Source organism: Microtetraspora malaysiensis (assembly GCF_001528665.1).
Classification (GTDB): Bacteria; Actinomycetota; Actinomycetes; order Streptosporangiales; family Streptosporangiaceae; genus Microtetraspora_A; species Microtetraspora_A malaysiensis.
In genome coordinates, this window is sequence record NZ_BBYJ01000024.1 from 157,815 (window position 1) to 171,170 (window position 13,356).

Annotated in this window: 11 protein-coding genes; 8 read left to right on the forward strand and 3 right to left on the reverse strand. The window is 67.9% G+C overall.

From position 1 onward, the window contains the following. Nucleotides 1–66: 66 nt before the first annotated feature. Both AWQ71_RS29150 and AWQ71_RS29155 read left to right on the forward strand, forming a co-directional pair. On the forward strand, nt 67–966 hold the full coding sequence (locus tag AWQ71_RS29150; protein WP_169806658.1) for a DNA-processing protein DprA: 900 nt from the start codon (nt 67–69) through the stop codon (nt 964–966). Nucleotides 967–968: 2 nt separating this feature from the next. Then, complete coding sequence (locus tag AWQ71_RS29155) at nt 969–1,808, forward strand: phosphoribosyltransferase (RefSeq protein WP_067138756.1); 840 nt, start codon at nt 969–971, stop codon at nt 1,806–1,808. 115 nt (nt 1,809–1,923) lie between these two features. On the opposite strand, the gene AWQ71_RS29160 is transcribed toward AWQ71_RS29155, so the two are convergent. Both AWQ71_RS29160 and AWQ71_RS29165 read right to left on the reverse strand, forming a co-directional pair. Then, a complete protein-coding gene (locus AWQ71_RS29160; protein WP_067138758.1) occupies nt 1,924–2,802 on the reverse strand; it encodes an NAD(P)H-binding protein in 879 nt (292 codons plus the stop codon). Nucleotides 2,803–2,806: 4 nt separating this feature from the next. After that, nucleotides 2,807–3,307, reverse strand: coding sequence for an anthrone oxygenase family protein (locus AWQ71_RS29165; protein ID WP_067138760.1), 501 nt, complete (start codon nt 3,305–3,307; stop codon nt 2,807–2,809). A 134-nt stretch (nt 3,308–3,441) separates the two neighbouring features. Here AWQ71_RS29165 and AWQ71_RS29170 point away from each other — a divergent pair, with 134 nt between their 5' ends. From AWQ71_RS29170 to AWQ71_RS29185, 4 genes are all read left to right on the forward strand, one after another. Then, a complete protein-coding gene (locus tag AWQ71_RS29170) occupies nt 3,442–4,383 on the forward strand; it encodes an AraC family transcriptional regulator (RefSeq protein WP_067138762.1) in 942 nt (313 codons plus the stop codon). A 461-nt stretch (nt 4,384–4,844) separates the two neighbouring features. Then, entirely contained in the window at nt 4,845–5,801 is a 957-nt protein-coding gene (locus tag AWQ71_RS29175) for a branched-chain amino acid ABC transporter permease (RefSeq protein WP_067138764.1), read from the forward strand. Further along, on the forward strand, nt 5,798–7,528 hold the full coding sequence (locus AWQ71_RS29180; protein ID WP_067138766.1) for a branched-chain amino acid ABC transporter ATP-binding protein/permease: 1,731 nt from the start codon (nt 5,798–5,800) through the stop codon (nt 7,526–7,528). The genes AWQ71_RS29175 and AWQ71_RS29180 overlap by 4 nt, the downstream gene beginning before the upstream one ends. A 19-nt stretch (nt 7,529–7,547) precedes the next feature. Next, nucleotides 7,548–8,279 carry an ABC transporter ATP-binding protein gene (locus AWQ71_RS29185; protein ID WP_067138768.1) on the forward strand — a complete coding sequence of 244 codons (732 nt, stop codon included), beginning with the start codon at nt 7,548–7,550 and terminating at the stop codon, nt 8,277–8,279. A 252-nt stretch (nt 8,280–8,531) separates the two neighbouring features. On the opposite strand, the gene AWQ71_RS29190 is transcribed toward AWQ71_RS29185, so the two are convergent. Continuing rightward, nucleotides 8,532–9,725, reverse strand: coding sequence for an ABC transporter substrate-binding protein (locus AWQ71_RS29190; RefSeq protein ID WP_169806659.1), 1,194 nt, complete (start codon nt 9,723–9,725; stop codon nt 8,532–8,534). Nucleotides 9,726–9,880: 155 nt separating this feature from the next. Between AWQ71_RS29190 and AWQ71_RS29195 the strand changes: the two genes are divergently transcribed. Both AWQ71_RS29195 and AWQ71_RS29200 read left to right on the forward strand, forming a co-directional pair. Beyond that, complete coding sequence (locus AWQ71_RS29195; protein ID WP_157570641.1) at nt 9,881–10,369, forward strand: hypothetical protein; 489 nt, start codon at nt 9,881–9,883, stop codon at nt 10,367–10,369. A 607-nt stretch (nt 10,370–10,976) separates the two neighbouring features. After that, nucleotides 10,977–13,346, forward strand: a complete 2,370-nt coding sequence (locus tag AWQ71_RS29200; RefSeq protein ID WP_067138774.1) for a WD40/YVTN/BNR-like repeat-containing protein — start codon at nt 10,977–10,979, stop codon at nt 13,344–13,346. Nucleotides 13,347–13,356: the final 10 nt, after the last annotated feature.

Here is a 13,356-nt window from a genome sequence, read left to right on the forward strand (position 1 = left end):
GTCGCCGCTTTTGTCGGTGTCGGCGCATACGTTCACACCGAAACCACGTTCGAGATGGTGATGACCATGACCAGGATCGACGAGCAAGCCGCCGTCCTCGCCCTCACCAAGGCCACCCGCACACAGCCCTGGCACCACACTGCCCGCGTCATCGCCGCCGCAGGCAGCGCCCTCAAGCTCACGGATGGGGATGTCATCGGACTGGACGAGACCGACCAGGCGCACGCCGCCGATCTCCGCTCCCGCGTCAGCGTCGAAGACCTCGATCAGGCACGCGACCTCATCACCACCATGCGCGCCGACGACGTCCACCTCATCACCGTTCTCGACGACACCTACCCCGGCAACATGATGTGGGCGAACAACTACCCGCCGTTCGTGTGGGTTCGCGGCCGGATGGCTCCCGAGGACTACCGGGCCGTCGCCATCGTCGGCGAGCACGACAGCGAGCAGGCCTCCGCAGCCGCCCGCGCTGTGGCCGAGGCCGGGCTTACCGTCATCGCGCCGCTGCGCACCGACCTGGACGCAGCCGTCCACGAGGCCGCACTCGAAGCCGGCGGGCGCACGCTCGGCGTGCTGGTCGGTGGGATAGCCGCACCCGACACGCTCGGGCCGTACACGAATGTCGCGCGGCAGATAGGCCGGTGCGGCGCGTTGGTCTCCCCGTTCTGGCCCGACACCGCCCCCACCGACTGCACGATCGCGCAGGAACGCGTCGTGACCTGCGGATTGGCCGCCACCGTGTACATCGTGGACGGCGGCGACGGCGGACCCGGCCACCGCTGCACCGAAAGCGTGCTGAAGACGGGCAAGCATGTCTTCGTGCCCCACCAGCTTCAGCAGGAACACTCGTGGGTCGCACAGGCAGGGTTCCGGGGAGGCATCACTGTCGTCCAGGACACTGACAAACTGTCCAAGCACGCAGTCAATCTCGTAGATATGTGCTCCCAAACGACCATGTTCTGATCATGGGTGACGCCAGGGCAGTCACCGACAACGTCATCCATCTGTACAGGAACGTTCCGGCGATACGCTCCGGAGTCTGCCGGATCTGCCACACGGGGCCCAACAACAGGCGCGACACGGGAGAGCCATACGACGTCTGCTCAAGTTGCGACCGCACCATGCGCGGGCTCTATCGCCCGGCCACGCATGTGGTGCCCATCTCGTTAGCTGTCCAAAACGGCGACGACAACGGCCTGTACACGATCGTGACCCGCAGGGAATTCGTGCCGGCAGCCCCAAGTTGGATGGACCGCCAAACCGTGATGGCGGCGACCCTATCCCGCTTCTACCAGGCCCACCAAGCATGCCTCACCGGCTTGGCCGGCGGGCCGTTCACGCTGGTGACCTCCATTCCCAGCACCCGAAGGAACCGGCCCATCGAGGCGTTCCACATCCTGACGCAGGTCATCAATATGGTCAGAGCATTGAAGGTCCTGCACAGGCTGCAACTTCTGCTGGCCAACGACGAGCATGCGCCAACGCTCAATGCGCGGAACTCCCACCCCGGCGCCTTCCACCTGTTGGGCGCACAGAAAGAACATCAGGTGTTACGCGGCCATCGGGTACTCCTCGTGGACGACCTGTTCGTGTCCGGCGCTCATGTACAGAGCGCCGCATCCACACTGTTCGAACACGGAGCCGAAGAAGTCGTCGCGCTCGTCATCCTCAGAGTGATCGACCCCTCCGCCCAGCGCCCCAACAGAATGGCAATCTGGCAGGAAGCATCAGCCGAACCCTTCGACTTCGACCGCTGCTGCATCCACGACAGGCAAGACCACGCCAAGCACGTAAGCAACCTGTAGCCGCCTCCCACGGCAACGCGGTTCTCGCCTCACTGAGCTGAGAGCGGGGCAACCCGAAAGGGCCTCGGCAGCCGGTGCCGAGGCCCTGCGGGGCTGTCGTTCGAAGCGCTCGGACCTACGCGTCGGCCGCCTTCCAGATGCCGGTGGCGGCTACCTCGCGGGCGTAGTCGGCGAAGTCGCGGGGCGACCGTCCCAGAGCGCGCCGCACGCCGTCGCCCAGGGAGGCGTTGCGCCCGTCCAGCACCGTGGTGAACAGATAGATGAGCAGGTCGATGACGTCGGCCGGCACGCCCTCGGCGGCCAGCGCGCCCGCGTAGTCCTCCGGGGAGACCCGGGTGTAGCCGATCTCCCGGCCGGACGCGGCGGCGATGGCGGCGACCGCGTCCGCGAAGGTGAGCAGCCGGGGACCGGTCAGCTCGTAGATCTGGCCGGAATGCCCGTCCTCGGTCAGCGCCGCGACCGCCACGTCGGCGATGTCGTCGGCGTCGACGAACGGCTCGGCCACATCACCGGCGGGAAGGACGACATGACCGGCCAGGACGGGCTCCAGCAGGTAGTTCTCGCTGAAGTTCTGGTCGAACCAGGCCGCCCGCAGGATCGTCCAGTCGGCTCCGGAGTCGATCAACGCTCGCTCCGCCGCCTGGGCTTCCTCCTCGCCCCGGCCGGACAGCAGGACCAGCCGCCGCGCGCCGGAGTCGACCGCCAGCCGGGCGAACGCGCCGACCGCCTCGGGCGCCCCCGGCACGGCCAGGTCCGGGTAGTACGACACGTACACCGCCCCGACGCCTTGGAGCGCGGGCGCCCACGTCGCCGGGTCCTCCCAGTCGAAGGCGGGGTCACCGGAGCGCGACCCGACCCGAACGGGCAGGTCACGCTCGTGGAGCCGGGTCACGACGCGGCGGCCGGTCTTGCCGGTGCCGCCCAGCACGAGGATCGTCTGCACTGTTTCTCCCTTAAATGTGATGTATGTGGGTGCCAAGTCACTGCCGTCCATACGCTCAGGAGCGCGCCCAGACGAACCCGGCGAGACCGACGAGGAGCAGGCTGACCAGGCAGAACACCGCACGTACGGTGTTCCACCGGGTCCACCGCCCGGAGAACTCCGCCCAGAGGCGCGCGGCCTCGTCCGGGTCGGCCGGTACGGTCGCCGCCGCGAGCGCCTCGTTCATCGGCACGTTGACGACGACGGTGGGCAGGAACGCGCCCAGCACGTACGTCGCGGCGGCGGCGAAGAAGAGGACGGCCGCCGGAGTCTCGCCGAGCGCGAGAAGCAGCCCGCCCGTCACCGCGCACGCGACCGGCGTGCCGAAGAACGAGGCGAAGAACCGCCCGTTGAGGATCCTCTCGTTGACACTGCGCATCGCGGCGATCCCGTGCTCGGCGGCGATCCCGTCGAAGGCCGGCATCACCGAAACCGAGTAGCCGTAGAACAGACCGGCGATCGCGCCGGTCAGGAGAAGTGCCACCACCGCCGAGGCGGCCGTCAACGCGAACAACATCCGTGCTCCTTCAGTCGTGCTCGGATCTCGACCCTGCGGTCGTTCTCCTTGCGTGATCCAATTCAACCCGGATGCTACGAGACAGAACATGGCCCATCTACTCGATTTCATGTTCAGGCGTCTACGCTTAGAGCATGGACGCGCTCGCGAGACTGGTGGAGGGCCCGAGGGCCCGGGGAGCCTTCCTGCTCCAGACGATCATGACTCCGCCGTGGTCCGTGCGGATCGAGGACCGGGCCCCGCTCTCCCTGGTCACCGTCGTGCGCGGCGAGGCGTGGGTGGTTCCCGACCGCGGCGACGCCGTACGGCTCCGCCCGGGCGACGTCACGATCACGCGCGGACCGGACGCGTACACCTTCGCGGGCGATCCGGCCACGCCGCCACGAGTGGTGATCCATCCGGGGCAGCGTTGCACGACGCCCGACGGCGAGGACGTGTCCGAGGCCATGCACCTGGGCGTACGCACCTGGGGAGACAGCCTGGACGGCCCGGCGGCGCTGCTCGTCGGCACCTACCGGCCGAGTTCCGAGATCAGCAGGCGGTTGCTGGACGCGCTGCCGCCACTGCTGGCGCTGCCCGGCGACGCGTGGGAGAGCCCTCTCATCGCGCTTCTGGAGCAGGAGATCTCCCGGGACGAGCCCGGCCAGGAGGTGGTCCTGGACCGGCTGCTCGACCTGCTCCTGGTCACCGTGCTGCGCGCGTGGTTCTCGCGCCCTGACGCGAATACCCCCGGGTGGTACAACGCGTCCGGCGATCCGGTGGTCGGCCCGGCGCTGCGGCTGCTACACGGCGATCCGGCCCACCCCTGGACGGTGTCCGCGCTGGCCACGGAGGTGGGCGCGTCGCGGGCCGCGCTCTATCGGCGGTTCACCGAGCTGGTCGGGGAGCCGCCCATGGCCTACCTGACGGGCTGGCGGCTGGCCCTGGCCGCCGACCTGCTGCGCGACTCCGACGCCACCGTCGGCGCGGTGGCCGGACAGGTCGGCTACGGCAGCGCCTTCGCGCTGAGTACCGCCTTCAAGCGGGTCCGGGGCGTCAGCCCCCGCGAGTTCCGCAGAAGTGCCGTGCCGATCTGACGCGGTTCCGCTCTCGCGGAATTACGGCGTGGACGAGCTCACCGCGACCAGAGCGGTCGGCGACGAACTCCGTCAACGCCGTGACAGGGTTGTCGCTCATGGTGGTGACCCGTGCCGGGTCGAGCTTGCGAGCCACCGCCTGCATCTCTTCCGGGTGGGTCATCAGACGGCGCCACAGTGGGTTGGCCGATAGTTCAGAGCTGGTTGCGGCGCAAGACATTGATGTCCACGTCTGCGTGCTCACGGAAGGAGCGGCCGGCGGCTCGGCCTGGATTTCGAAGAGTTCCAACACAGAGCGGTGCAGTCCATCGCAGTGGGCCGGGTCGGCTGGATGACGGGCCGACGCATCCCGACGCGCGGGCGCGGAAGCTATAAGATCCCCCTCCGAAGACTGACGAAGGGTGCGTCGACATCTACTGCTATCACTCATCCGGCTCGCCGATCACTGAGGATGGTGTTCGGTGAGCGGCGGGGTGGCCCTGCAGGCGTTCCTGAGCGGATTGGCTCTGGGTACGGCCTACGGCTTGATCGCGATGGGGTTCAGCCTCGTCTACCGACTCACCAGGGTGATCGCTTTCGCACACGGTGATCTCGTGATCGGTGGCGTGTTCATCGGTGTGCTGGTGGTGCTCGGGTCCACACCGGTGGCGGCAACCCTCGACGTGACGCACTCGGTCGGGCTGGCGGTGCTGGTCATCGCTGCCGGAGCCGCACTGTCAGCGGGTGTCTACCTCATCGCGATAAGGCCCTTCCTGCAGGGAGTCGGGCGCCAGTCCACCCATGGGGATGTCCTGGGCTGGGTGGCGGGTGGCCTGGCCGCCGGGCTCCTGATCCGGGAGGTTCTCGGGCTGGTGCTCACTCAGAACGCCTACGCGGTGCCGGATCCGTTGCGGCTGGGTCGGGTGACGCCTTCAGGGGTGCTGCAATTGCCCGGCGGAGAGACGGTGGGGGTTCGCGCTCTCGGTGTCATGGGGATCGGGCTGGCTGTGGGGGTCCTGGTCGAGCGGCTGCTCGTGCTCACCGGGACGGGCACGGCGATGAAGGCGGTCAGTGAGGATCCCACCGCTGCCGCGCTGCTCGGACTTCCGGTGCGACGGCTGGTGCTCATCGCTTTCGTGGTGGCCGGCGCGTTGGCAGGTCTGGCGGGGCTTCTGCTCTCACCGGACCGTTCGGTTGGTGTTGACGATGGCGTCATCCTCGGCCTCAAGGCGATAGCGGCTGCGTTGTTGGGCGGCCTGGGATCGGTGCGTGGCGCGCTGGCCGGAGGGCTAGCGCTTGGTGTGATCGAGTCGTTCATTACCGCGTCAAGCGTTCTTGGCCCGCGCTACGCCGACGTGGTGCCGCTGGCGATTCTGCTGATCGTGCTGGCCCTGGGGCGACAGGGCCAGCGATTGCGGCTGCGTGAGGACCCTGAATGATCGTCGAGCTGGCGCATCACCTGTATCTGTTGATCGCGGTCCTCGGGCTGGCTCTGTCCGTTTCGTACGGAGGGCAACCCGTCCTGTGCCAGGGCGCGTTCCTGGCCGTGGGCAGCTTCGGTGTGGTGCATCTGGAACGTGCGGGCTTGCCGCTCGTCGCGGCCGTGTTCACCGGCGCCGCTCTTGCGGCGTTCGCCGGCTACCTGGTCGGCCTGCTCACGGCTCGTCTGCGTGGCGCGGCGGTTGCGCTGTCGACGTGGGCGTTCGCCTGGCTCGTGTACGCGATCCTTCGTGCGTTTCCCGCCGTGTCCGGTGGGAGCCAAGGGCTGATTCGCCCGTCACCGGCCCGGCTGCACTCACAGATCTTCGGGGTGACAATCACCCTTACACCGCTGGTGCACCTCGCCGTGGCGGGGTCGGTGTGTCTGCTGTTGCTGGCCGCCGTCGCCCGATTGAACCGCGGGCCGGCCGGACTGGTCTGGGCGGCCCTTCGCGAAGCTCCCGCGCTTGCCACATCCCTCGGGGTGCCGGTGCTTCACCGCAGGGCTGCCCTCTTCGCCGCGACCGCGGCCGTCGCAGCGGTGTCCGGCGGGGGCATCACCGTGCTGCTTGGGGTCGCCGCGCCGTCTGACGTCTCGCCACTGCTGTCCCTGCAATTGTTCGTGGCGGTGCTGATCGGGGGCACGGCACGGCTGTGGGGGCCGGTGCTCGGCCTGCTCGTGATCGCCGTGATCCCACCGCTGGCCGACTCGCTCGCCGGCGCGGTTGGTCTTCCGTCTGAACGCTCCGGTGGCGTGCTCACCGCCTTGGTGCTGGTCGCGGTTCCGTTCCTCCGCGGGCCGATCGAACGGCTGGCGGGCCGGTGGCCCGAGCGCGCGGAGCGCCCGCGCGAGCCGGGGGAACCTTCCGGAGAATTCGCCGCACGCACCGCTTCCGAAGAGGGGGTGGTGGTGGCTGCCCAGGGGTTGGATGTCGCTATCGGGGAGACGCGCATCCTCACGGGGGTCGATCTGGAGGTACGAGCCGGAGAGATCCACGCACTCATCGGACCTAACGGCAGCGGCAAGACGACAGCCCTACGTGCCCTCGCCGGCGCCCTGCAGCCCACGGGCGGCCGGATTCTGGTGGAGGCGACCGACGTCACCAGGGCCGGCCAGCTCGAGATGGTCAGGAAGGGAGTGACCCGTACTTTCCAGCGCACGGTCGGTCTGGAGGGGCTCTCGCCTCACCGTCAGGTGCTGCTGGGAGTGCACGGAGCAACACCGATGCCGTTCGCCGCCGTCCGACACCTTCTCGGAAGTGCGTCGGTACGGGACCACTCTGCCGCCGCTGACCGCGAAGCGTGGAGGGCGCTGCATCTGACGGAACTCGCCGAGCACGCGTTCGACCGCCCGAGGGAGCTCGGCGCCGGCGAACAACGCCTCCTGCAGGTGGCCCGAGCCGTCGCGACTGGGGCGCGCGTGCTCCTGCTCGACGAACCAGCCGTCGGCATGACCGGCCCGGAACGAGCCACGTTGGCCCGTGTCCTGCGTCGACTCGCAGAAGACGGCACGGCCATTCTGCTGGTCGAACATGACCTGGCGCTGGTCTACGGCGTCGCCGACAGGATCACCGTCCTGGATCGCGGCCGGGTGCTGGCGGGCGGAACCCCCGAGTCGATGGCCGCCGACCCTGCGGTACGTCGGGTCTACCTCGGCGATGTCGATCTATCGTCCGCCCACGGCTGACGTACTGAGAGGAGACGGTGTGGCGCTGCTCGAGGTCCGCGAACTATGCGCCGGCTACGGCGCTGTCCCGGTGCTGGACGGCGTGTCCTTTCACGTCGAGCGCGGCGAGATCGTCGCGTTACTCGGCGGCAACGGCGCGGGTAAGACGACCGTCGCCCGTTCGGTTTCGGGCCTGCATCGGGCGAGCTCGGGCGAGGTGCTGCTCGATGGCCGGGATGTCACCCGCTGTGGTCCGCAGCGGATCGTCCAGTGGGGACTGAGTCACGTATCCGACGGTCGACGCGTCTTCCCCAGTCTCACGGTCGAGGAGAACCTCGCCCTCGGCGCCTATCTCGACGGCCGCAGAAAGAACGTCGTCGCCGAACGGCGAGAGGGCGTCTACCGCACCTTTCCGCGACTGGCGGAGCGGCGTACGCAGCGCGCCGGCAGTTTGTCCGGCGGAGAGCAGCAGATGCTCGTCATCGGCCGTGGCCTCATGTCGGACCCCTCACTGCTGGTCCTCGACGAACCGTCGGCCGGTCTGGCTCCCACGTCGATCGCCGCGCTCAGCGAAGGCATCGCTGCCATTCGAGCAGGGGGCACGGCTGTCGTGCTCATCGAGCAACACCTTCAGTTGGCTTTGGGGCTCGCCGATCGGCTCGTCGTGCTCCAAGGAGGTCACGTGATCCTCAGTGGGCGCACCGCGGAGGTGGCGGCCGATCCGCGGATCGGGCGGATGTACTTCGGAGACGGGAACGCCCTGAAGAGTTAGCTTTGGACCAACTGGCCGTCGCCCGCATACACGTACGGCTCGACCCAAAGATCGTTGTGGGGATTGAGCTCCAGGGGGCAGGCGACCCGGCATCGCCGACACCGGCCGGGCACGGGCTGACCTGACGGTAGCCCACACCCGGCTCAACCTGACGTTCGCCACGTAGGACGGGCAAGGCAAGAGGGACCTTCGTCGACCGCGACGCTCAAGCAGCAGACGCTCGCCAACGCCACGTCGCCGCAGTGACGGGCGTCAGTCTTGCAGCTGGTTCACGGAGGGGAGGGTGTCGGAGAGCGGGTCGTCGCCGACGGGTTCGAAGACGAAGCCGCGGAATTTGCCGAAGTACATGTCGCTGGGGTTGACACCCTCATGCTGGCTGGCCCCGTAGCCCCGGTAGTCACCGTTGGCGCCGGTGATGCTGACCTTGTTCAGCGCCTCCATGAGGGGTTTGCCGGGTGCGCCGGCTTCGCTGAGCGATGCGGCGATCAGGCGAACCGCGTCGTAGGAGAACATCGGCCAGTCTGGCGGCTGCACGACCTGCTTGCCGTCCTGGTGGACGCCGACCAGATCGACGCCCATCTTCGCCTCGTAGTTGGCGCGGAACTCCTCAAACGGCCTCGGCCCGACCTCGCTGGTCATCCGGAACGAGACGAAGATGACCTGGTCGAGCCAGTCCGGATGCTCGGCGAGGCGCTGGCGGACCAGCGGGTCTTCACCGGTCGGTCCGGTGTAGATGGGCACCTTCCAGCCCAGTGCGTGGACGGCCTGGACGGCGGCGATCACGTCGCTCGCGCTGGCCCACACCACAAGCCTGTCGGCACCCGCCTGCCGCGCGGCCAGCACCTGCGTCGTCAGGTCGGAGGAACGTGTCGGTGCCTTCTGGTCCGCCACCACCTCCACCTCGTCGATCTTGAAGGCTTGCAGCAGCGCGTCCCGGCCTTGCTCTCCGTACGTGGAGTCGTCACTGATCACGCCGACCTTGGGGCGGCTGTTCGCGATGTAGTCGGCGAGCCGGCGCGCCATCGGCTTGTTGGCCGGCGCCATCCGGAACAGGCTTGGCCAGCGGGACGGGTCGATCAGCGCATCGCCGCCTTCGAAGCAGATGAAGACCGGCAGGTGTGCCGGGTCGGTGACCGAGGCGACGGAGGCCGCGCCGGTCCCGTCGGTGAGCAGAACGGCCGCGTGGTCGTCGACTGCCTTGCGGGCGTTCGCCGCGGCCTTGGCCGGCGACCCGGCGTTGTCGAGCACCGCCAGCTTGACTCGGCGTGCTCCGGACGGGGTGGTGACCCCGCCGTGTGCGTTGAGCTCGTCGACCGCGAGGCGCGCCCCTTGTTCGATGAAGGTGCCGATCCACGGCTCAGTGGACATCGGCGCGCTGACCACCACCAGCACGTCGTCCGCGGATGCCCCCTGCGATCCGCCGCCCGAGCAGGCGGAGACCAGCACGATGAGGGGGACGAGCCACATCGTTGCGAATCGAAGCCTAGGGCCGCGCCAGCAAACCTGATAGCGTCGCCGCCCACGGATGCATCCACCCGTTTTGGGGGGTTCCTGCCGATACATGCGCAGGACCATATCCTACGTGTCGAGGAGTCCATTTCATGATCATTAAACGACTGCTCGTTATGGCTGGCGTCACTGTGGCCGCCGTGTCGTCGCTTGCCGGCTGCGGGGGAAGTTCGGATGGCGCTGATGCGAAAAGCCCCGTGAGCGCGGCTCCAGAGGCGACGAGTCCTGCGGCAGTGGCCAACGGCATCCCCTGCTCGGCGGCCGGCGACCTGACTGCCACGCCCGACCTGAAGCCGCCCGCGGACCTGCCGATGGTGCCCGGCGGGCAGATCTACCTGGCCAAGGGACCCTTCGGCAAGACCGAGCTGTTCTTCCTCTGGAAGGACGCGGATCCGACAGACCTCAACGCTGTTCGTGACGAGGCCGCCGACACCCTCGCCAAGGCCGGATACAAGGTCGAGCGCAAGGACCAGGAAGAAGGTTCGGAGGCCGAAGCCCACCTGTCTGGACCTCACGACGTCGCCATTCAGGTGATCCAGCTCTGCGAAGGCAAGGTACGGGTCAAGTACAACGTGTCGTAGGAGGACACCGCCTCCAGCAGCACGTACCCGTCGGTGCCCAAGGCCGAGACCCGCGGTGCAGGTGCTGCTCCGGGTGTGGATCCAGCAGCACCGGCGGGCCGTTCCCGGCACCCGCCATGAGGTGAGCCGGTGGGAGGAGAACGACCTCCCGCCGAGCCATCCGAAGATCACCTCCCCGTACCTGGTGCAGCATCAAGCGGGATACCGCCAGGCGCCAGGACATCTCACCGAGGCCCCCGAGTTCGGCCGCGCCACTCGCAGAGCAGCCAGGGATGGAAAGCCCGCTGCGCGGCCCGATCTGGGCTCGAAGGAACCATGGGCCAGGTCGTCGCGGTCACCGGCGCAGGCCGCGGCGCTACATCTTCGCTACGTCTACACACTCAGCCTGAACGCCGTCCTACACATGTCGCAAAGCACCCCATCCACCCCGCCTCGAACTGCGACTCGCAACATGATCGGGAACTAGCCGGCGGGGTCCGATCAGCTCTCCCGTTTCGACAAATGTCGGATTGACTAGATACGGCCGTCCTTTTTACCTTTTCCCACTAGCTGTCCAGTAGTGGGCGGGTGACTAGGAGACGGAATGATCAAGAGACGAGCTGTCCGAATGAGACGGCCCACCCTGCCCATGATCGGTACGGTGGGGGTGCTCGCACTCGCCGTATCGGCCTTCACCTTCCAGGGGCCCACGTCCTCGGGCCCGGCAACCAAAGTCGCGGGAAGCCAGCTGAGCGCCTCTTTGCAGATTCCCGGCGAAGAGGAGGACGGTGGCCCCCAAGAGCCGGCGGACTACCTGACGCAGAAGTTCACCTCCGGCCATGACGTGACGGAGGCGCAAGTCAAGCAGGCGGTCCAGCAAGCCAAAGCGCTCAAGCCGGGCGATGGCACCTGGGAGCTCGTCGGACCCTCGAATATCGGAGGCCGTGTCACCGACCTGGTCGTCGACCCCGCTCACACCGACACGTTGTACGTCGCGGCGTCGGGCGGCGGTGTCTGGAAGAGCACGGATGCCGGCGACACCTTCGAGCCGGCCTGGCCGGGCGACTACACGCAGACGATCGGCGCGCTGGCGCTGGGCTCCGATGGCACGTTGTGGGCCGGGACCGGCGAGACGAACCCGTCCGGCGGCGGTCTGACCTATTTCGGGGACGGTGTCTACAAGTCGGACGACGGCGGCAAGAACTGGAAGCAGTGGGGCCTTACCGGGAGCGCGGCGATCGGCAAGATCGTCGTCGACCCCACAGACCCGCAGACAGTGTTCGTCGCGGCTTCGGGGAACCTCTCCGGGTCGGCGAGTGAGCGCGGCATCTACCGGCTGACCAACCGCGGCAAGGACTGGAAGCTCGTCCTGCCGACGCCGAACAACACCACCGGCGGCGTCGACCTGGCGATCGACCCGACGAACCCCAAGCGGATCTTCGCGACGCTCTGGGACCACCAGCGCAACAGCGGCGCGCGCCTCTACGGCGGTGTCGGCACCGGTCTGTTCCGTTCCGACGACGGTGGGGACACCTGGAAGCGGCTGGAGAACGTGACCGGGAGGCATGTCGCGGACGCGTCGGGCACCGGTCTGACCAGTGACGCGGGCCTGGGCCGCATCGGCGTGGCGGTCGCACCGAGCGACCCGAACCGGGTCTACGTGATTTCCGGGACGACGTACGGTGCCGACAAGGGCTTCTATGTCTCCGACGACGGCGGCGACACGTTCGTGCCGGGCGGCCGTGCAGGCGGCTCAAGCGGCTTCGAGTGGTGGTTCGGGCGCCTGTTCGTCGACCCGAAGGACAAGAACCACGTGTTCAATGCCGACGTCAACCTGCGCGAGTCCAAGGACGGCGGGGCGACGTGGGCCACCTCCAGCGGACCGCACGCCGACCAGCACATGGTTACGTGGGACCCCAACGTCCCGAACCGGGTCTACCTCGGGAACGACGGCGGTGTCTACCGCTCTGACGCCAATGGCGAGACCCGCTCGTGGATCCACGCAACGTACGAGCCGTTCAACCAGTCGTACCACCTCGCGGTGGCCATGGACGACCCGAACCGGCTCGCGAGCGGCCTGCAGGACAACGGCAGCAACCGTACCTGGACCAACACTGCCGGGCCTTCGGACGTGACGCAGTGGAACTCCTACGGCGGCGGTGACGGTCACTACGTTCTGATCGACCCGGTCGACCACAACATCTACTACGAGTGCTCCCAGGTCGGGGTGTGCTCGCGACACGAGGACGCGAACGGCACGTCCCGCACCATCCGGTTCGGGACGCGGCACTCCGCGCGGATCACGACCGACGCCCCGATCGTGTTCGACCCGAACGACTCGTCGATCCTGTACTTCGGTGGCAACGTGCTCGACCGTTCGACTGACCGGGGCACGACCTTCACGCAGATCAGCCCGCCCGGGGACTACCTCACGGGACCGGTACCGTCAGAGCAGGACGACAAGGGATCTTACGGGGGTCTCTACTCCGCGATCACCGCGATCGGTCCGGCGAAGACGGATGGCAACACGATCTACGTCGGCACCGACACCGGTCGCCTCTGGAAGACGACCGACCTCGGTGCCAACTGGACCGAGTTCACCGGCACGGGTCTGCCTGTCCGGTGGGTCAACTCGATCATCGTGGATCCGGCCAACGCCGACCACGTGTACGTGGCCTATTCGGGCTACCGCGAGGGCGACTACGCGGCGAACGTCTGGGAGACGACCAACGGCGGAAAGAGCTGGCAGAACATCAGCGGAAAGCTGCCGAACGCGCCGGTCGAGATGCTCGCCTACGACCAGGCGGCGGAGCAGCTCTACGCAGCGACCGACCTGGGCGTCTTCTACGACAAGAACGGCAAGAAGAATTGGAAGCGGGTCGGTGACGGCCTGCCCAACGCGCCGGTGCTCGACATCAAGATCACCGGTGATGGCAAGACGCTCTACGCGGCGACGTTCGGCCGCAGTGTCTGGAAGATCGCGCTTCCGCAGAACTAGTGCCGTGACC